This is a genomic window from Clostridium coskatii (assembly GCF_001675205.1).
GTDB classification, from domain to species: domain Bacteria; phylum Bacillota; class Clostridia; order Clostridiales; family Clostridiaceae; genus Clostridium_B; species Clostridium_B ljungdahlii.
This window is the reverse complement of sequence record NZ_LROR01000062.1, coordinates 1-20,776: the sequence shown is the minus strand read 5'-3', so window position 1 is coordinate 20,776 and position 20,776 is coordinate 1. Positions and strand designations below refer to the sequence as shown.

At 30.8% G+C, this 20,776-nt stretch carries 22 protein-coding genes; 21 read left to right on the top strand and 1 reads right to left on the bottom strand.

The genetic code is table 11. From position 1 onward, the window contains the following. Positions 1 to 82 precede the first annotated feature (82 nt). Positions 83 to 853: an Ig-like domain-containing protein gene (locus CLCOS_RS15820; RefSeq protein ID WP_063602435.1), complete on the top strand. Its 771-nt coding sequence runs from the start codon at positions 83 to 85 to the stop codon at positions 851 to 853. A gap of 161 nt (positions 854 to 1,014) precedes the next feature. Beyond that, positions 1,015 to 2,313, top strand: a complete 1,299-nt coding sequence (locus tag CLCOS_RS15815) for a homoserine dehydrogenase (protein WP_063602434.1) — start codon at positions 1,015 to 1,017, stop codon at positions 2,311 to 2,313. Between the two features lie 68 nt (positions 2,314 to 2,381). On the opposite strand, the gene CLCOS_RS15810 is transcribed toward CLCOS_RS15815, so the two are convergent. Then, complete coding sequence (locus CLCOS_RS15810; RefSeq protein ID WP_013237675.1) at positions 2,382 to 2,846, bottom strand: DUF441 domain-containing protein; 465 nt, start codon at positions 2,844 to 2,846, stop codon at positions 2,382 to 2,384. A gap of 265 nt (positions 2,847 to 3,111) precedes the next feature. On the opposite strand from CLCOS_RS15810, the gene CLCOS_RS15805 reads away from it, so the two are divergent. From CLCOS_RS15805 to fliJ, 19 genes are all read left to right on the top strand, one after another. Beyond that, entirely contained in the window at positions 3,112 to 3,675 is a 564-nt protein-coding gene (locus CLCOS_RS15805; protein ID WP_013237676.1) for a DUF3867 domain-containing protein, read from the top strand. Positions 3,676 to 3,747: 72 nt separating this feature from the next. After that, positions 3,748 to 4,110 (top strand): YopX family protein, encoded by a 363-nt coding sequence (locus CLCOS_RS15800; protein ID WP_063602433.1) that lies wholly within the window; start codon positions 3,748 to 3,750, stop codon positions 4,108 to 4,110. A gap of 187 nt (positions 4,111 to 4,297) precedes the next feature. Next, positions 4,298 to 4,672, top strand: coding sequence for a carbonic anhydrase (locus CLCOS_RS15795; protein ID WP_063602432.1), 375 nt, complete (start codon positions 4,298 to 4,300; stop codon positions 4,670 to 4,672). 86 nt (positions 4,673 to 4,758) lie between these two features. After that, positions 4,759 to 6,411, top strand: a complete 1,653-nt coding sequence (locus CLCOS_RS15790; protein ID WP_192847946.1) for a sensor histidine kinase — start codon at positions 4,759 to 4,761, stop codon at positions 6,409 to 6,411. 7 nt (positions 6,412 to 6,418) lie between these two features. Continuing rightward, positions 6,419 to 7,144 (top strand): LytR/AlgR family response regulator transcription factor, encoded by a 726-nt coding sequence (locus tag CLCOS_RS15785; protein WP_063602431.1) that lies wholly within the window; start codon positions 6,419 to 6,421, stop codon positions 7,142 to 7,144. Positions 7,145 to 7,293: 149 nt separating this feature from the next. Next, positions 7,294 to 8,526: an L-lactate MFS transporter gene (locus tag CLCOS_RS15780; protein ID WP_063602430.1), complete on the top strand. Its 1,233-nt coding sequence runs from the start codon at positions 7,294 to 7,296 to the stop codon at positions 8,524 to 8,526. Positions 8,527 to 8,832: 306 nt separating this feature from the next. Then, positions 8,833 to 9,264: a dUTP diphosphatase gene (gene dut / locus CLCOS_RS15775; protein ID WP_063602429.1), complete on the top strand. Its 432-nt coding sequence runs from the start codon at positions 8,833 to 8,835 to the stop codon at positions 9,262 to 9,264. A 171-nt stretch (positions 9,265 to 9,435) separates the two neighbouring features. Further along, entirely contained in the window at positions 9,436 to 9,768 is a 333-nt protein-coding gene (locus CLCOS_RS15770; RefSeq protein WP_063602428.1) for a single-stranded DNA-binding protein, read from the top strand. A gap of 317 nt (positions 9,769 to 10,085) precedes the next feature. Further along, complete coding sequence (locus CLCOS_RS15765; protein ID WP_063602427.1) at positions 10,086 to 12,095, top strand: methyl-accepting chemotaxis protein; 2,010 nt, start codon at positions 10,086 to 10,088, stop codon at positions 12,093 to 12,095. Between the two features lie 145 nt (positions 12,096 to 12,240). After that, a complete protein-coding gene (locus CLCOS_RS15760) occupies positions 12,241 to 12,579 on the top strand; it encodes a hypothetical protein (protein ID WP_013237682.1) in 339 nt (112 codons plus the stop codon). A gap of 476 nt (positions 12,580 to 13,055) precedes the next feature. After that, on the top strand, positions 13,056 to 13,904 hold the full coding sequence (locus tag CLCOS_RS15755; RefSeq protein WP_063602426.1) for a flagellin: 849 nt from the start codon (positions 13,056 to 13,058) through the stop codon (positions 13,902 to 13,904). Positions 13,905 to 14,226: 322 nt separating this feature from the next. Beyond that, a complete protein-coding gene (flgB, locus tag CLCOS_RS15750; protein WP_013237684.1) occupies positions 14,227 to 14,628 on the top strand; it encodes a flagellar basal body rod protein FlgB in 402 nt (133 codons plus the stop codon). Between the two features lie 11 nt (positions 14,629 to 14,639). Then, positions 14,640 to 15,071 (top strand): flagellar basal body rod protein FlgC, encoded by a 432-nt coding sequence (gene flgC, locus CLCOS_RS15745; RefSeq protein WP_023163013.1) that lies wholly within the window; start codon positions 14,640 to 14,642, stop codon positions 15,069 to 15,071. A gap of 11 nt (positions 15,072 to 15,082) precedes the next feature. Further along, positions 15,083 to 15,421 carry a flagellar hook-basal body complex protein FliE gene (gene fliE / locus CLCOS_RS15740; protein ID WP_013237686.1) on the top strand — a complete coding sequence of 113 codons (339 nt, stop codon included), beginning with the start codon at positions 15,083 to 15,085 and terminating at the stop codon, positions 15,419 to 15,421. A 17-nt stretch (positions 15,422 to 15,438) separates the two neighbouring features. Then, on the top strand, positions 15,439 to 17,037 hold the full coding sequence (fliF, locus tag CLCOS_RS15735; protein WP_063602425.1) for a flagellar basal-body MS-ring/collar protein FliF: 1,599 nt from the start codon (positions 15,439 to 15,441) through the stop codon (positions 17,035 to 17,037). A gap of 4 nt (positions 17,038 to 17,041) precedes the next feature. After that, positions 17,042 to 18,058, top strand: a complete 1,017-nt coding sequence (gene fliG / locus CLCOS_RS15730) for a flagellar motor switch protein FliG (protein WP_013237688.1) — start codon at positions 17,042 to 17,044, stop codon at positions 18,056 to 18,058. Continuing rightward, positions 18,042 to 18,815 carry a flagellar assembly protein FliH gene (locus CLCOS_RS15725; RefSeq protein ID WP_013237689.1) on the top strand — a complete coding sequence of 258 codons (774 nt, stop codon included), beginning with the start codon at positions 18,042 to 18,044 and terminating at the stop codon, positions 18,813 to 18,815. Before fliG ends, CLCOS_RS15725 begins: the two co-directional genes overlap by 17 nt. Positions 18,816 to 18,841: 26 nt before the next feature. After that, a complete protein-coding gene (fliI, locus tag CLCOS_RS15720) occupies positions 18,842 to 20,149 on the top strand; it encodes a flagellar protein export ATPase FliI (RefSeq protein ID WP_013237690.1) in 1,308 nt (435 codons plus the stop codon). A 56-nt stretch (positions 20,150 to 20,205) separates the two neighbouring features. Further along, the gene (gene fliJ / locus CLCOS_RS15715; protein WP_063602424.1) at positions 20,206 to 20,643 is read left to right on the top strand and encodes a flagellar export protein FliJ; all 438 of its coding nucleotides are present in this window, start codon (positions 20,206 to 20,208) and stop codon (positions 20,641 to 20,643) included. Positions 20,644 to 20,776: the final 133 nt, after the last annotated feature.

The following is a 20,776-nucleotide window of genomic DNA, read 5'->3' as shown; positions in this document are numbered from 1 at the left end:
TAATAGGACTGCTTTTTTCATCAAGATGAATGGTTATATAGAGTTTTTGAGTTTATTCGATGCTTAAAAGGAGGAAGAGAAATTGAAAAAAGTTATTAAAAGAGCTGCCTTAATTTTATCATTTGTAATGATTTGCTGTATTTCCTATGGTTCCTTAAGTGTTTCAGCAGCAGATTTTAAAGATATGGGAACTAAAACTATAAGTGATGCAAACAAAGTATGGACAGTGAAATTTGGAGAACCAGTAGATATTAATTCTTTAAATAGTAATATAAAGCTTCAAGATATTACAAACGGTAGTACTGTTAATGTAAGTGTTTCAGCAGGTAATGATGAAAATTCAGCAAAGATTAATCCACCTTCTGGAGGATATAAATTATCACATAATTATAAGTTAACTATAGACAAAAACATTAAATCTAAAAAAGGAAGGCACTTATCACAACCTGCTGTACTAAATTTTAGTATAGCTTCTAACAATAGTAGCAATAGCGGTAGTAACAGTAGTAATAATGGTGGTAACAATAGTAGCAATAGTGGAGGCAACAGTAGTAATAGTGGTGGTAACAGTAGTAACAATAATAGTTATACTGCTTCAGCAAATGTGGAAGCTTCTCCATCGGTTCCATTGAGGAAAATAACGGTATCTACAAATTTACCAAATGTTACAAAATACAAAATAGAGGAAAATAACAATTATTTTGCTATTAATAGTACTACTATTACAGTTGTATCAAAAAATACATTACAAGTCTATTTATATGATAATAGTGGGAAATTGCTTGGAACATCTTCATTGGATGTAAGCTCTACGAAAAACAACATTATTATGAACATAACTCTGGCAAATTAAAAAGGTGCCTGTCACCGACATGGAACAGAAATGTTCCACTAAGGTGACAGGCACTATTTTAAAAAAGAATGATATGTGCTAAAATATTCTCATTATACTTTAGACTTAGAATGAATTGTATGCTGAAAAGTAAAAAATACACATTAGAAGGGAGAATCGGAATGAAAAAAGTTAGAATAGCATTGATGGGTCTTGGAAATGTTGGCGCAGGAGTTTGGACAATATTGAATTCTAATAAAAAAGAAATAATGAAAAGATCAGGATATGAAGTAGAGGTAGCAAAAATTCTTGTAAGAGATAGAAACAAACAGAGAGATGTGGAAGTTCCAGATGAAATTGTAACTACGGATTTTAATGACATATTGGAAGACGACTCTATTAAAATTGTAGTTGAAGTTATGGGTGGTATAAACCCTGCAAGAGAATATATGCTCAAATGTATGGATAGAAAAAAGCAGATAGTAACTGCAAATAAAATGCTGCTTGCAACTGGTGGAGACGAACTTTTTGAAAAAGCGGACAGCAAAGGAGTAATGTTCAACTATGAGGCAAGTGTGGCTGGAGGAATTCCAATAATAAATGGAATAGATGAAAGTTTAACTGCCAATAAAATTGAAGAACTATATGGTATAGTAAACGGAACTACGAACTATATTTTAACTAAAATGCAGCTGGAAAAATTGGATTTTGATGTGGCTTTAAAACAGGCACAGGATATGGGCTATGCTGAAGCTGACCCTACGTCGGATATTGAGGGGTTTGATGCCCAATATAAATTAGCAATACTTTCATCACTAGCCTTTGGAACAAAAATTAATGTAGATAATGTGTATAGAGAGGGTATTACAAAAATTAAATCTATAGATATAAGATATGCTAAAAAATTTAACATGGTAATAAAGCTCCTTGCTATTGCAAAAGAAAATGAAGGTAAGCTTGAACTAAAAGTACATCCAACCATGATTCCAGAATCACACCCGCTTGCTAACGTATATGATTCTTTTAATGCAATATTTATAAAGGGTAATGCAGTGGGAGATCTAATGTTTTATGGAAGAGGTGCGGGAAGTTTACCAACAGGTAGTGCTGTAGTAAGTGATATTATTGCTATATTGAGAAGCAATGTGGATATAGAAAATTTCAATTCTGTAGTGAAAAATAATCTATGGCATAGAAAAATAAAAGATATAAAAGATTGTGCAAGTAAATTTTATATTAGGCTTTCTGTAATGGATCAGTCAGGAGTACTTGGAGAAATAACCACAATTTTAGGAAAACATAATGTAAGTCTTCGCTCAGTAATGCAAAAAGGCAGGGAAGAGTCAAAAGATAAAGTAACTATAGTATTAATTACTCATAAGATAGAAGAAGAAGAGATTAATTCTGCTATTGAAGAAATTATTAATTTGAAATCTGTAATGCAAATAGACAATATTATAAGAATTGAAGATTTTAAATAATTCTAATTTAACTTGAGGCAGTTGTTACTTGAAAAAGTTTTTTATGCAGCAACTGCCTTAATATATTTTTAAAGTCCTATTTTGTGAAAAAACTTCAATCCCAAAGCAATCATTCCAGATGTTATCATGGGACCTACGGGAACACCGCCTAAAAAAGCAGCGGCAATTACTGCTCCCAAAATTAATGCTGGCATTACTTCAGTATGACCTTGTACAGTTAAATACTGCATGCCAAGACCACTTAAATAAGTTGTAAAAAGGGATATGAGAAGGGCAAATATCCCAAGCCATGAGGTAAATACATTTCTAATACTTATATACTTTACACTTCCATTTGCAATTGGAATTAAAATTGAAGCTACTAGTATTACTACTCCCCAAAATATCCCGTTTTCCTGTAAAGTTGGAAATACATATTTGTCTATATTAAGAAGCTTTAGAAATAGAAGTATACAGGCAGCTAAAGCTACGGAATTTGCTTTTCCAAGAACGGCAGCTGCCAAAATTATGACTAAAATTATAGTTGATTCCATTTAAATCATCTCCTAAAATATAATAAACAATTTATATAAAATATAGTAAATATAACAAAATATCAGAGTAATAATATATACTATTTATAATTTAATAAAATGCAACTTAGGAGAATAATTCATAGAAAATTATAATAATTTTAATGAATTTCCATTGAAAAAAGTTATTCAATTGTATAGTATAATAGTATATGTTTTGATAGAATAGTTATATTAGGGTTAGTTAATAGATATTAAAAATGTATTTTTAAGGGGAGAACTTGTTATGGATGATAGAATTGTAAACTTCGATGAAATTAAAAATAGAGCTAGGGAAAAAGATGTAGAGAAATTTGAAGATTATGTATATGGACTTTCCTATGATATGTCTCAGGGAAAATTATCAATGGGAGATTTTTATAAAGACATTCAAGAATATATGGAAAAAAATAATATATCACAAGAAAAGCTGTTTAACATTCAAAAAAAACTTATGGAAAGATACGGCTTTAATATGGAAGATGTAGAAAAGCAGATGAAAGACATGGGAATTGATATGCCTTCTGTAAATAAAAATGTTGACTATGAATCTTTGAGAAAGACAGTATCATTTCAGGAGAAATATAAGCAAGGTATAGGCAGTGCCTTAGTAACCACTTATAGTATAAATAATTCCTTGAATAGCCTTAGTATACTTATAAGTGAAGAAAAACTTACTTTAAAAAGTGAAAAAGATATAGACTTGCAAGATCCCGAGTTAAATGAATTTTTGTGTTCCTATAAAAAAGTAATAAAAGATAAAAAACTTAAAATATCATTGTGTTCAAATGTTAAAGAATTTGAATACTAATTTAGTTATATAAGATATTCCCTATATTCACTAGTATAGGGAATATTTTAGTATGATTTGGGGTGATTCAGTATGAGAAAATTTAAGTTTAAAATATGGGATAAAGAAAAAAAGTGTTTTTATATAAGTGAAAATCCCTATCCAGAAGAAAGTTACAAAGTAAAAGATAGGTTTATATCTCTTGAGTGTACAGGCTTAAAAGATAAAAATGATAAAGAAATTTTTGAGGGAGATATAATATCCATAAATAATGAAAAAAGTTCTATTAAGTTGCCTGTGAAATTTGGAAGGTATTCTTTTGAGAAATTTATAGGTGAATGTGGAGAAATTACTGATGCAACTGAACTCTATGGCTTTTATGTAGAGAATGAGTATTTATACATTCAAATGTTGAAAGAGAATGTAATAATTACAGGAAATATATTTGGTATATAATGAAATAATTTACTTAGCATATTTAAAGTAACCTTCTAGAAATGAATCAAAAGTAAAGACAAATAAAAAGGCTAACTAAAGTTGAAATTTCATATGTGCGAAAGTTGAGTTGGTTATATTGATTTTTGATCTAAGCTGATATAAACTTATAGTAAAATTTCAATTTTACTATAAGGGGTGGATTGCTTTGAACAGTGATTTTGCTGTATTGCTAAATTGTATGGATGGAAGAACTCAGCTTCCTGCAATAAATTGGATAAGGGACAATTTTCGTGTAAAATATGTAGATATAATATCAGAACCAGGAATTGACAAAGTAATTTGTGGGGAAGATGAAAATTTTATAAATTCATTAAAGTATAAGATGGATATATCAATAAATTCTCATGGAGCTTCTATGGCGTTTATAGTAGGACATTATGACTGTGCAGCAAACAAAGTAGATAAAATAACTCACATAGAACAGATAAAAAAGTCTGTTTGCATAATAAAAAAATTATATAATAATATTGAAGTTATAGGTCTTTGGATAAATGAAAATTTTGAAGTGGAAAAAATTTAGAAATTTATATTGTGACTTTAAATAAAAAACTCCTTGTGGAGTTTTTTCTATTATATTGTTTATGATTTTAGAAAGGAGAAAGTATTTTGACAGACACTTATAATATATTAGTTGAATTTATGGAAAGAGCAGCCTTGCTTATTATAGGTATATTTATTATAACTAGGATACAAAATTTGAGAAATATATTTCAAAAGGAAAATCATAAAAGAAAAGATCTTATAATTATTTCAATAATATTTAGTTTCTTTGCTATATTAGGAACTTATACAGGGGTAAAAGTAGAAGGTTCCCTTGTAAACGTAAGAATAGTTACTATAATATCAGGAGGAATATTATTTGGACCTTTTGTTGGAATTTCAGCAGGTGTAGTATCTGGAATACACAGATATTTGATAGATATAAATGGAGTAACTTCAATTCCATGTCTTATAAGTAGTATAACAGCAGGAATTGTGGCTGGATATATAAATGAACATTTGGGTAAGAAGTATAGGTGGATAGCGGGTATAATAGCAGGAATGTTATGTGAAGGAATAACAATGCTTCTCATACTTGCATTTGCAAGACCACATTCTTTAGGAATTGATATAGTGTCTAAAATAGCTTTTCCAATGATAGTAGGTGAGATCAATGTAGGATTTATTGTACTTTTAGTACAAAATGTAGAGGATGAAAAGGAAATGATAGCAGCCAAACAATCAAAACTTGCCTTAGATATTGCAAATAAAACCCTGCCATATTTTAGAAACATAAATAGTGAATCTTTGAAAAAAATATGTACTATTATAAAAGAAGATATAAAAGCTGATGCAGTAGGAATTACTGACAATAAGTATATACTAGCTTATATTGGAGTAGGGCAAGAATACTACAATATAGGAAATGAAATAATAAATGATACTACTAAAGAAGTAATAAGTAGTGGTAAAATTATTATAAAGGAAAAAAATATAGATAACAAAAGCCCTAAATTAAAATCTGCTATTATAATACCACTTAAAGACAAGGATGAAGTTATAGGAGCTTTGAAAATATATTATATGAAGGACAATAAAATAACGTATTCTCTTCAGGCACTGGCTATAGGACTTTCTCAGATTATATCAACATTAATGGAAGTTTCAAAAGTTGAAAAAGTAAAAGAAATGGCAAATAAGGCTGAAATTAAAGCTCTTCAAACTAAGATTAATCCTCATTTTTTATTTAATGCACTAAATGCTATTGCTTCATCTATAAGAATTAATCCGGATAGGGCAAGAGAACTTATAATAAACTTATCAGGATATTTAAGATTTAATATTGAATTAAGTGATGAATTTATAAATATAAAAAGAGAACTTAAACAAGTTGTAGATTATATAGAAATAGAAAAAGCTAGATTTGGGGATAAAATTAATATTGTGTATGACGTAGATGATGTAGATATTAAAATGCCAAGTCTTATAATACAACCTTTAGTTGAAAATTCCATAATTCATGGAATTTTAAAGGATAAAGGTAAGGGTACTGTAAAAATAAGTGTAAAAGATGAAAAGAAAGGGGTAAAGGTTTCTATAGCGGATACTGGTGTTGGTATAAGTCAGGATATAATAGATAGAATTTATTCAGATAATATGCCAAATAATAAAATAGGACTTTATAATGTACACTCAAGATTAAAATTGATTTATGGGGAAGGACTCAATATTAAAAGGTTAAAAAAAGGAACAGAAATAGAGTTTTTTATAAAGAGGTGAACTTATTATGAAAGCTATAATAATTGAAGATGAATTTTTGGCTAGACAGGAGCTTAGGTATTTTATTGAGAATTATAGCAGCATAAAAATAGTAAATGAATTTGAAGATGGCCTTGATGCATTGAAATTTATAGAAGAAAATGAAGTTGACGTTATATTTTTAGATATAAATATTCCATCTATTGATGGAGTAGTACTTGCTAAAAGTGTAAGTAAATTTTCTAAAAAACCATATATAGTATTTATAACAGCCTACAGAGAACATGCAGTAGAGGCATTTGAGGTAGAAGCTTTTGACTATATACTAAAGCCTTATGATGAATCTAGAATTAGGTCTATGTTAAGAAAATTGGAAACAAATTATATGGAAAAAAGTAATAATAGCCCTTCGAAAAATAGCATGTCAAATAAAATAAATCTATGGAAAAATGAAAAAATAATAATAGTGGACATGGATGATATATGCTACTGTGAGGCTAAAGAGAGAACAACCAGTGTATTTACTAAGAATGAAGAGTATTCTATAAACAGCAGTATATCTCAATTTTATAATACTTTGCCTAAAGATAGTTTTTTTAAGTGCCACAGATCCTACATAGTAAATACAACCAAAATAATAGAAATAATACCTTGGTTTAACAATACTTATAATTTAAGGCTTAAGAATACGTCTTTTGAAGTTCCTGTAAGCAGGAGCAATGTAAAGGAATTTAAGAGAATAATGAATATATGAGTTGAAATCTATTACATAGATAAGTGCATTTTATGTAATTATTTTTGCATCTCATTCCAAAATAGTAATTTTAAATTGCCGAAAAGTTATAATGAAAACGAATCAAATAAGAGATTCAATCGGCAATATAAAATTAAGGAGTGAGTGCAATGAAGAATTCATGGGAAGGTCAAGAAAATCGCTGGATGGTAATACTAGGTACAGTAATTGTTCAAATAGGATTGGGTACATTTTATACATGGAGTTTATTTAATCAATCTTTATCAAAGCAATTTGGATGGCAAGTAAGTGCAGTAGCTCTTACATTCTCAATTGGAAGTTTTGCACTATCATTTTCTACATTATTTGCAGGTAAATTACAAGATAAATTGGGAATAAGAAAATTAAGTACAATATGCGGATTTATATTAGGTATAGGACTTATTTTAACGTCTAAGGTAACTTCTCTTGCTGCTTTGTATATTACAGCAGGTGTTATTTTAGGAGCATCAGATGGTATAGGATATATTACAACACTTTCTAATGCTATAAAATGGTTTCCTGAGAAAAAAGGACTTATATCAGGTATTTCGGTAGGAGCTTATGGAATAGGAAGTTTAGTATTTAAGTATGTAAATGGTGGAATTATGTCTGCACAAGGAACATCACAAGCTTTTATGTGGTGGGGAATAATTGCCATAGTTTTAATAGTAGCAGGATCGCAGTTGTTAAAAGATGCACCAGTAGATCCTGTTAAAAACTTAGGTATATCAACTGAAACTGCGGAAGAAGTTAATTTCTCTAGGCTTGATATGCTAAAAACAAAAGAAGTTTATCTTTTATTTGTAACTTTCTTCACTGGAGCTATGAGCGGACTTTATATGATAGGCAGTGTTAAAGATATAGGAATGCAGCTTGCTGGACTGAGTGCTGCAACAGCTGCTAATGCTGTAGCATTAGTTGCTATATTCAATACTGCAGGAAGAATTATACTTGGAACTTTATCAGATAAGATAGGAGCTCTAAGAGTAGTAACACTTACGCTTATAGTAACTGCAGCAGCAGTATTTATAATGAGTGATGTACATTTAAGTTTTGGAATCTTCTTCGTTTGTGTAAGTGCAATTGCATTTTGCTTTGGTGGAACTGTTACAGTATATCCATCTATAGTAGGAAATTTCTTTGGATTAAGGAATCAAACTAGAAATTATGGGCTTATATATCAGGGATTTGGAATAGGAGCCCTGTCAGGTTCTTTCATCTCAGCTTTACTAGGAGGATTTAAACCAACATTTTTGTTTATAGGTGTACTTTGTTTAATTTCAGCAGTAATAAGTACAGTAGTAAAACCTCCGAAGAAAGCAAAGGAGACTTTTGTAAATCCTAAGAAAAATGCAGCTTAATATAGTAATAAATTTAAAAAAGTTAAATTTATCCGATCGCTACCATTGCTAACACCCCCATCTTCTATCAAAGTGGGTGATAAGCACTGCTACGCGCCTGGATAAGTTCTTCTAAGGTTCAGCTGGAGAAAGTTATCCTTTAAGCAAACTCCATCTGAACCTAAGAATCACTTGATAAAATACATCCCAAATGTTAGTTCCTATATAACATTTGGGATGTATTTTATTGACTATAATAATATGTGGTATAATATCTTAGACAATTTAAGAATATGTAGATTAATTGTGAAAGGATGTTTGTAATTTATGAAGTTATTAATAAAAAAAGTTAATGAAGACGCTGTAACTCCATTTTATGCACATAAAGGAGATGCAGGTCTTGACCTATTTTCAGTAGAAGAAGTTTTAATAAAACCAATGGAAAGGAAGTTAGTATCTACCGGGATCAAAATTCAGCTTCCACCAAATACAGAAGCTCAGGTTAGGCCAAGAAGTGGACTTGCATTAAAACATGGTATAACCCTTTTAAATACACCTGGTACTGTGGATGAAGGATACAGGGGTGAGATAAAAGTGCTTATGATCAATTTAGGGCAAGAACCTTTTTTAGTTGAAAAAAGTATGAAAATTGCTCAAATGGTAGTAAAGCCCGTAGAAAGAGTATATGTACAAGAAGTAGAAGAACTAAGTGATACTGAAAGGGGGGAAGGAGGGTTTGGTTCTACGGGAACGAGATAAGAGTTAAGAATTAATAGTGAAGAGTTTATGTTATGAAAATAAAACGATGGGCTTTTACTTTATATCAGATCCATATGCCGGTTGGACAGAAATAGTACAACTTTAGATAGATGAATAAAAGCTTTCCTCCTGGATATAATTATAGAAAAAATAACTAGGAGGCGAAAGTTAGTGAATAGTGTCACTCTTATTGGAAGGTTAACTAAGGATGCAGAATTGGTTCAGCTAGAAAATTATAATAGAAGTGTAGTTAAATTCATTTTGGCAGTAGGCAGAGATTTTGTAAGTAAAACTGGAGAAAGAGAAGCGGATTTTATTCCTGTTTCCTACTGGACTAATTATGGGGATAAATTGCTTCTCTATTTAAAAAAAGGAAGGCTTATAGGCGTAAATGGTAAAATAATTACTAAAAGTTATACTAAAGATGATATAAGAAAATATTTCACTACTGTAGAAGCAGACAAGGTTCAGTTTTTAGACCGGGAAAAGGAAGCTTTAGCATAATTTAAATAAGTGATCCATAGATAGATTGGGGTAAAATTAAAAGATTACCCCAATTTTTAATTGATTAAATTTTAAGCTTAAAGAGAAATTTACAGGTTGTAAGTCAATAGATAATTACGTTATTTATTGTTTTTTATATCATCCTGGAGTATTATGTAATAGGAAAATATAGTGAAAAAGTATCTTTTTAAAACTTTTAAATCGTATTTTGGGTTTAAAGGTACAAATTTAATAATGTGCATTAAAAAAATAGGAAAATGTAAAGACTGAAATTAATATTTGCAATTTTGCGTTAACTTAAGGGGGAAAAATATTTTATGTTTAATTTTAAAAGTATTAAAACTAAGTTAATACTGATAATTTCTGCAACAACAGCAGTATTATTATGTATACTTGGAATATCAATTTATGAAAAATCTTATGGGATATTGTATGAAAAGTTTCAAAACAGTTCTGAGCAAATTGTCATAAATGTAAATGGTTCTATAAATAAATTTTTAAATGGTATGGAAAGTCAGACTCAGGTTATTGCTAATAGTTCTACTTTAAAAAACTTGGATATTAATAATGATGGGAGTAGAAACAGTGCAGTAGAATTGCTTAAAAATACTAAAGACAGCAATGAAAATATGGTCAGCGTATATTTTGCTGATCTCAGTGGTATGAGAATAAATATGACTGGAAACATACGTCAGCCATCTAAAGAATACGATGCTAGACAAAGAACGTGGTATAAAGATGCTATGAATAAAAAAGGACAAGTTGTATGGACAGATCCATACAAAGATGTAAATACATCACAGATTATGATTACAGTAGCAAAAACTGTGGAGAAAGATGGTAATGTAGTAGGAGTAGCTGCTATTGATGTTTCTCTGAAAAATTTATCTAAAGATATAGCTTCTATAAAAGTAGGAAACACAGGATATGTTTATATTACTAATAAAGAAGGTAAAATAATAGTAGATCCTGATTTTAACCAGGTAGGGAAAGACAGTGAACTTAAAAAAAGTAATTGGGACTATATTAGCTCAAATAAATCTAGTTATTTTAAGAATACATATAATGGAATAGAGAAGCTGTACGCTTATACTACAAATGAGAAAAATTCCTGGAAAGTTGTAGGCACAGCTAAAAATGCTGAATTTATAAGCGATACAAGTGGTATAAGAAAATTTATTTTCTGTTTAGTTGTTATAGGGATAATAATATCTATAGTAGTATCCATTTTAATTGGTAACTCAGCATATAAGATATTAAAAAAGTTAAAAGTAATAGTTGGTAAAGTAGGTGAAGGGGATTTTACCTACAGTATTCCTGAAAAGTTTTTAAATAGAAATGATGAGTTTGGAAGAATAAGCAATTACGTACAAAGTATGAATATAAATATAAAGAAATTAGTTGAAGATGTTAAGAAAAATTCTTCAAATGTTGAACAACAAGCTGAAGGTTTAAATGCAATTTCTGAAGAGATATCAGCTTCTTCCCAAGAAGTATCTGCAGTAGTTCAAGATTTAGCTAAAGGTGCTGAAGGACAGCAAAAGTATATAGATAATATGTTTAATTTATTAGAAAATGTAAACAAACACATGCAAAACATAAATGATAAATTAAATTCTGTAAAGGTAAGTACGGGTAGTGCAGTGAATAAAGTAAACTTAGGAAAAAATGAAGTGAATTCATTGAAAAAGGCAATAGATGCTGTAGATTCTTCTTTTACAGTAGTTTCTGATAAAGTTTATAAGCTTAATGAATCTATAATGAAAGTAAGAGAAATAACTGATGTTATAGCACAAATAGCGGAGCAAACAGATCTTTTAGCTTTAAATGCAGCTATTGAATCTGCAAGGGCAGGCGAAGCTGGAAAGGGATTTTCAGTAGTAGCAGAGGAAATAAGAAATTTAGCTGAAGAGTCTCAGGATTCAGCAAAAAAAATAAGTGATTTAATTAATTATATAAATAGTGATTCAAATGAGGTTATTGTAAATTCTAAAAAGGCTGAAGAATCTATAAATGAACAGAATGTAGTGGCAGAAAATATGGTAAAATCTTTTGAAATGATAGTAAATTCAATTGAAGAGATTGAACCTTTAGTTGATAAAACTTTTACTTCAGTAAATAGCACAGTACAATCTAGGAAAGAATTTATGGACAGTATGAATCAGTTTGGAAATTTAATAAAAAACACCACTACATCTACGGAAGAAATAGCAGCATCTACAGAGGAAGTAAGTGCATCTATACAAGAAGTTGCATCATCTGCTGAAAACTTAAATTCTACATCAAAGAACTTAATAAATGTTGTAAATAAATTTAAAGTAGAATAAAAGTGTATAAATTACGAATTCAGTTAAGATAATTAGTATTTGACAGTATGCTTGTTGCATTGATAATATATAATATATAACTTAATCAAATTAAAAAATAAATTAATAGATATAAAAAGTATGGAATAAAAGAGGGGGATTTAACTTGAGTGAACACGAAAAGGTATTTATACCTAAAGAGTCTATAGATAAATTGGTTTCAGGGTTAAAAAGTATAAGAATTACTACTAGAGAGAAAGCTACACGGAAAGAAGTAGGTAAACTCCTAGATTTATTACAACAAGATTTGAGTCAAAAAAATATTCCTCTTAAAGAACAAATATTGGAAAAGATGAAGGAAAGCAAAGGAGTAGATCCTAACTTAAATGCTAATCTGTATATACTATATCGTAATTTAGACAGTGGCCAGATTACTGAAGAGCAGGCACTTGAATTATTTCAAATGTATGTTAAGATAGAGCCCTATAATAAAACTATACTATAATTTAATTCAACTTTCACAGCTTAAAAAAATTACGACGTAATTTCTTTAGTTGAGAGTTGAGAGTGAAGGTTGATTTTTAGCTATCGCAAAAAATCTTTAGACTTATATGGATCATCAATGTTTCGCCTTAGCGAAATGAGCCTTTAAAATTTAATTAAAGATTTTTTGTAGTGTAACGGAAAAAATTCACATTAACTTTCCACTCTCAATTTTAAAATAAATAAATTGATTCGCAATATTTTTATTTTCCGATGTTAGGAAGGAAATTATCTTTATATGATATTTGAACTTTGTTCTTTAAAAAAATTACACCGTAATTTTTAGTTCATATGTAACGTACATGAAAGATGATTTTAATTTATTGAATAAATGTTTTACTCTAAAGCATTCTATAGGAGATTTCGATAATAAAGGGATAAGCTTTATGAGTTTACTATAGAATAAGTGCTTACCGTATGTAGAAAGGAGTAAATTTTATGAGACTGAGTTATAACATGCCAGCTTTGATAATGCATATGATACAAAATCAAGCTTTAGATAGGCAAAGTGGAGATTTGAACAGAATATCCAGTGGATGTAAAATAAATAGTGCTGCAGATAATCCAACAGGACTTGTACAAAGCGAGAACATAAGTATTCAAGTTAAGAGCCTTGAGACCGTAACTAGAAATGTTCAGGATGGTGTAAGTATGCTTCAGAGTGCAGAAGGTGGGTTAAATGAAATCACAAGTATGGTCCAGAGGGTTAGACAACTTACGCTGCAAGCTGGAGATGGTTCTTTTAATGATAGGGATAGACAAAAAATACAGGGTGAAATAGATCAGATGCTAGATGGAATAAATGAAATGGCGAATAACACGGAATTTAATGGATTTAAATTATTAGGCCAAAACAAAACTATTAGTATGACTGTAGGAACTAATGCTGGGGACGATGTAAATATACCTCAAATAGATTTGACTAATGGATCGGATGGTGTTATTTCAGATTTGTATAAAATTAAGACTGATGGAGGAAAAGATATATTGAGCGGAGATACTGATAGTGCTTTAAGCATAATAGATAGTTCTTTAAATACAATAGTGTCTTTAAGAAGTAAATACGGGGCTCTGGAAAATAGATTTACCAGTAGCTATAATAATATGCAAGAGCTAAATGAAAAAATGGCTGATGCGTACAGCAGTATAAGCGATTCAGATATGGCAGAGGAAATGATGAATTATTCAAAAGAAAGCATAGTAATACAGGCCTCTAATGCAATGATAGCTCAGGCTAATAAATTGCCCCAGGATGTTTTACAGATAATACAGAATTTTAGAAAGTAATATATTTGAAATTAAGTTAAGGTACCTTACTTTTATGGTTTAAGGTATCTTTCTTATAGTTTTGAGCCTAAAATTATCCACTAATGGATAAGAAATGATAAAATACCTTATAAGTACGGGTTTATTTACAATATGCAATATATTTCTATTAAAAGATAATAAACTTATAAAAATGTTACAAAAATATAGAATATAATTTATAATTGTGTTAATCTATCTATATAGAAAATAATTTTAATCAAAAGTAAAGTACAATTTAAAATTAAATTGTTTAAGAAAAATTATAATATGTTTAATGTTTAAAAAAAGGGGGGGATTTGGGTTGAATATAAATAATATGTCAAATGATAAATCAGTAAATTATTTACTTGCAAGAGGGTTAGATGCAGCTGAAGCTAGAAGTCAGGCAATATCTAGTAATATATCAAATATTAATACTGCGGGATATAAGAGGAAATATGTTACATTTGAAGAAAACCTTAAGAATAGTGTAGATAATTTAGAATTAAAAACGGATGATGCAAAACACATAAAGATGGGTAATGATTATGGAGCAATAACTACAAATACCGACAGTTCAACCAGTATGAGATCAGATGGAAACAATGTGGACATTGAAGTAGAAACTGTGAATCAAGCTGCAAATGAACTTATGTATAATGCACTTATAACCCTTGAAAATAATAGGCTAAGTATGCAAAAATCTGTTATAAATGGAAATTAGGAGTGATATTTATGATTCAAGCATTTAATACTATGAGAATAAGTGCCAGTGGACTTTCGGCAGAAAGACTTAGCATGGATACAATAGCTTCCAATATGGCAAATGCAGAGACAACACGTGGTGCAGACGGACAACCTTATAGGAGAAAAGTTGCAGTTTTTGGAGAAAATTTAAGTAAGGCTTTAGATAGTAATGGAAATTATGGAGATGTTCCTGAAGGGGTAAAAGTTGTAGCAATAAAGGATGATGCTTCACCTTTTAGAAGAGAGTATGATCCTACTAATCCAGATGCTGATGCCTCAGGATATGTTTCTATGCCAAATGTGAATATATTGAATGAAATGGCTGATATGATGGTAGCGACTAGAGCTTACGAAGCAAACCTAAGTGCTATCAATTCTGAAAAAAGTATGTTTTCAAAAGCTTTGGAAATAGGTAAATAAGGGGGCGTATTATGAAAATAAATGAATTTACTCCAGATACTACTGTGTTTGATAAAATAAGTGGGAATACACAAAGTCAAAATGTATCAAATGCTTCTAAGGATAATATAGTAAATAATGAAGATGCTGTATCTTCTTTTTCGAGTTTATTACAAAACAAGTTAGATGAAGTCAACAATCAGCAAATACAGGCAAACAATAGTATCAATGAATTTGTATCAGGAGATAGAAATGATGTAGCCAATGTTATGCTTGATGCTGAACAGGCTAAGATGTCATTAGAACTTGCTGTACAAATTAGAAATAAATTTGTTGAAGCATATCAGGAGATAAATAGAACACAGTTATAGAAGGAGAACCGGATTAAATGGGTAAAATATCGCAGATTTTTAAAAATTTAATAGGCAAATGGAAAGATTTAAGCAGAAATAAAAAGATAGCTTTTAGTGTTATAGCTGTAGGAATTGTCGCAGCTTTGATATTTGGAGGATTAACTTTAGGAAAAACGAAATATGCGGTATTATTTTCTAACCTAGATGCTACGGATTCAGCTACAATTTATAAGCAGCTTCAAAGTGATAAAGTAGATGCAAAAGTGCAGGGAAGTTCTATATTGGTGCCTAAAGATCAAGTTGACAAAATTAGAATGCAGACCCTTTCAGAAGTACAGCTTACAAATGGAAGTCAAGGGTTTGAACTTTTAGATAAAAGCAATTTTGGGCAAACAGATCAACAGATGAATATAAATTATCAAAGGGCTCTTCAAGGTGAAATTGAGAGAACTATAAAATCACTTCCACAAATTGAAAATGCGAGAGTTCATTTAGTGCTTCCGGATAATACTGAATTTGTTAAAGATACTCAACCAGGGAGCGCTTCTGTAACTATAAAGTTAAAACCAGGACAGACTTTATCTCAAGATCAGACAAAAGCTTTAGTAGCATTAGTATCTGGAAGTGTGAAAAATATACCTAAAGAAAATGTTGAAGTTATAGATGATAAATTAAACCTTCTTTCAAGGGATCTATATCAAGATAAGAGTGGTGACAGTAGTAGTTCCACCATTCCTGCAGACAAACAGCAGGAATTGCAGCAAAAATATGAAGATGATATGGAAAAGAGACTTCTTGCTATGTTGGAGCCTATATATGGCAAAAACAAGGTAAAAGTACAGATAAATGCAGATTTAGATTTTGATGCAGTACAGCAGGATTCAACTACGTATGATCCCAAAAATGTGGTAGTAAGTGAGCATACAGTAAATAATACAAATACAGGTGCTACAAATAACGCAAGTACAAGCCCTGTAGATAATAATATGAGTAACACATCTGTAAGTAATACAAATAGTGGCAATTCAACTCAAAATGAAGTTACAAGAAATTATGATGTATCTAAGGTGGATCAAAAAACCATAAAGGCTCCAGGCAGTGTAAAAAGGCTTACAGCATCAGTTGCACTGGATGGAACTGTAGATGATGCTACTAAGACCTCTATTAGAAATCTTGCAGTGTCTGCTATAGGATATAATCAAACAAGGGGAGATACTATAAATGTTGAAGCAATTCCTTTTGATACTACGGCTCAAGATAGTGCAAAGAAGGATTTAGATGCTATGCAAAAGGCTGAAGCCCAGGCAAATCGTAATAAGATCATTATAGGTGCATCTATAGCAGGAGCGTTATTAATAGCTGCTATCGTTGGATTTATATTGTGGAGAAGAAAACATGCAGAAGATGAAGAAGAATTATTTGATGAAGAACTTGGTAATACTCAGGGCATAGACGCTGTTATAGGAGACGATGATTTAACCAAAGAACAGAATAAGCTTAAATTTAAGCCTGTAGAATTTGAACATGAAACGGAAGATACACATGTAGAGAACGAAATAAAGAAATATGCTAAGGATAAGCCAGATCAAGTTGCAGACATAATCAAAGCATGGATAGCAGAGGATGAGAGGTGATAAAATGGCTAAGGACATAAAAAAATTAACAGGAGTGCAAAAAGCGGCCATACTATTTATAACTCTTGGACCAGAAGCTGCTGCAGGAATAATCAAAAAATTGCCAGAAGCAGAAATACAAAAAATAACTTATGAAATAGCTAATATAAACTCTGTAAAATCTGATCAAAAAAAGGAAATACTTCAGGAATTTATAGAGATGAATAAGGCTAAGGATTATTTGCTTGAAGGTGGAATAGAGTACGCTAAAGATCTTTTATCAAAGGCACTTGGAAGTCAAAGAGCTATTGAAATATTGGATAAAGTTACAGAGGCAACTCAGCAGTTTAGGCCTTTTGCCATAGCAAGAAAAGCAGATGCTCCTCAACTTTTAAATATAATATCAGATGAACATCCGCAGACTATTGCACTTGTACTGTGTTATCTTCAAGCGGACAAGGCTGGACAAATTCTTTCAGCACTTCCTGAAAATGTACAGGCTGAGGTAGCATTTAGAATAGCCACAATGAGTAATACTTCACAAATGGTTGTAAAAGAAATAGAAAAAGTATTGGATGACAAGCTATCATCTATAGTTAAGTCAGATATGAAGGTAATTGGTGGTGTTCAAACTATTGTAGACATATTAAATCAAGTAGATAGAACTACAGAGAAAAATATTACTGAAGGTCTTGAAAAAGAAGATGCAGAATTGGCTGAAAAAATCAAAGGATCTATGTTTGTATTTGAAGATATCATTACTCTTGATGATGTATCTATACAACGAGTACTCAGAGAGGTGGATACAAAAGAACTTTCTCTTGCTCTTAAAGGATGCTCTGAGGAAGTTGCAGATGCAATATTTAGAAATCAATCAAAGAGAGCTTCTGCTGCATTAAAGGAAGACATAGAATTCTTAGGACCTGTTAGACTTATGGATGTAGAAAAGGCTCAGCAAAAAATTGTGGGCATAATAAGAAGACTGGATGAATCAGGAGAGATAGTTCTGGCAAGAGGAGGAGAAGATGCAATCATCGTATAAATCTATATTAAAAGGTGACAGCATAAACAATTGCGGAACACAGAAAATACACACAGAATTTAAAAAGCAAGAAGCATCCAGAGGAGCATTCAATGAAAAAAATATTAAAGATGATTCTATTCTAAAAAGCTACGAAAATTTAGGAAGAACTATTTTACAAGATGCTAGTATAAAAAAAGAAAAAATTCTTTCTATGGCTTATGAAAGAGCGTCTGAAATCTCCAAAAAAGCCTATGATGAAGCCTATGAAAAAGGCTATGCCAAAGGTCAAGAGGAAGGTTATAGTACTGCTTATGAGGAAGGTTATAAGAAAAACCTTGATAAAGCAAAAGTAGAGGGAGAACAGATAAAAAAGAATGCAAATGATGTCTTAAATAAAGCTGTAGAAGAAAAGGAAAGGTATCTGGAGGAAAAGGAAGAGGAAATAAAAGAATTTATATTAAATTCTGTAGAAAGTATATTAAAACGTGAGGTAAGGGATGCAGATAGTTTAAATGCTCAAGTATTTGATGCTTTGAATCAAATGAAAAAGACCAGCACTTTTATAATAAAAGGTAAAGAAAAGTACTGTAGTGAATTCAAAAAGCAAGTAACAATATGGAAGGAACAGCTGCCTTTTAAAGGTGATATTTTTATAATACCAGATGAATCTTTAGAGGAAGGTAGTGTAGTTATAGAAAGAGATAATGGAAAAATGGTTCTAGGTATAGATATTGCCTATGAGAAAATAAAGAAGATAATTCAGGATGAAAGTTAAGTTTCTGCAGTTAGAGGTGATATTTTATGATAACTATAAACTTTGATAGGCTTAATAGAAAAGTAAAGGAAGCTACTTATAATTATCAAGAAGGAATTGTGAAAAAAGTTATTGGCTTAACTGTAGAGGTAGAGGGTATTAGAGCCTTTGTAGGAGAAGTATGTCATATTTATAATGAGGAAAATAGTAAGATTTCCTGTGAAGTTGTTGGATTTAATGAAAGCAATGTAATTTTAATGCCTCTTGGGGAACTTATTGGAATTTCACCAGGTTGTAGAGTAGTACCAGAAAGGATGCCTTTAAATGTGAGATGCTCAGATGAGCTTTTTGGAAAAGTACTTGATGGATTAGGTAATCCTCTAGATGGTGCGTATATATCAAGTGGGGTACCTTATCCACTTGATACAGAGCCTCCAGATCCATTAAAGAGAAGGAGAATAACTGAAGTCATTGCTACAGGAGTAAGGGCAATAGATGGTTTTCTAACCTGCGGTCAAGGACAGAGAATAGGAATATTTGCAGGAAGCGGTGTTGGAAAGAGTACTACTCTTGGTATGATTGCAAAATATGCTGAAGCAGATGTAAATGTAATAGCTTTAATAGGTGAAAGAGGCAGAGAAGTTAAGGATTTTATAGAAAAGGACCTGGGAGAAGAAGGAATGAAAAAATCAATCATAGTGTGTGCTACTTCAGATAAGCCGGCTTTGGTTAGATTAAAAGGAGCTTTTACAGCTACAGCTATTGCAGAGTATTTTAGGGACAAGGGTAAGAAAGTAATTTTGATGATGGATTCCGTAACTAGATTTGCTATGGCCCAAAGAGAAATAGGACTTGCTATTGGGGAGCCTCCGGCAACTAAGGGATATACACCTTCCGTATTTGCCAAACTTCCGAGACTTATGGAAAGAGCAGGAACATCAGATATAGGATCTATTACAGCTTTTTATACTGTACTGGTAGATGGAGACGATTTAAATGAACCTATTGCAGATGCAGTAAGAGGTATACTTGATGGACATATAGTTTTATCACGTACCTTGGCCAATAAAAATCATTATCCTGCTATAGATGTACTTGCAAGTATAAGCAGGCTTATGTCTGAAATAGCTGAAAGTGATCATAAAAAAAATGCTTCTTTTGCAAGGGATATGCTTTCAACTTATAAAAATTCCGAGGACTTAATAAATATAGGTGCTTATGTAAAAGGAAGCAGTGAAAAAATAGATAAGGCTGTAGCTTGTTATGATAAAATAATTGCCTATCTTAGGCAGGATGTTAATGAAAATTCGTCATTTGAAGAAAGTGTTGAAGATTTGAAAAAAATATTTCAATAGTAGCTTTAAATTGTGTATTGTGAACTGTGAATTATAAATTGAACAGAGGAGGATATATGGGTAAATATAGATTTAGACTTCAGAAATTGCTCGATATAAGAATAGACAAAGAAGAAGAAAGCAAAAGAGAATTTCAACAGGCTAAACGGGAAAGCTTGAATGTAAAAGAAAAACTAGATTTATTAAAAGCCAACTATGAGAAGTATAATAATATGTCCAACTTTAAAAGCGTCATCGAACAAAAAATAACCCATAAATATTTAAAAGCTTTAGTTTATAGTATAGATAAGGCTAAAATTGAACTAAAGGATAAAGAAAAAGTGGTTGAAATGAAGAGAAATGAACTTCGAAAGAGGCAAATAGATAGAAAAACAGTTGATATTATAAAGGAAAAACAAGAAACTGCTTTTATAAAGGAGCAAAATAGGATAGAACAGAAGGCAAATGATGAATTTGCCCTGTATGGATTTATAAGAAATATTCAAAATACATAATTTTTTATAGGTAATTGCGAAACTCACTGATAAAAATGAATAAAAGATGTTTAGAAGTTGCAAAAGCATTGTTAGAAGTTTAAAGACAAATTTTTATGATTTGAAATAACCATATTGATAAAAAAAGGCGCAC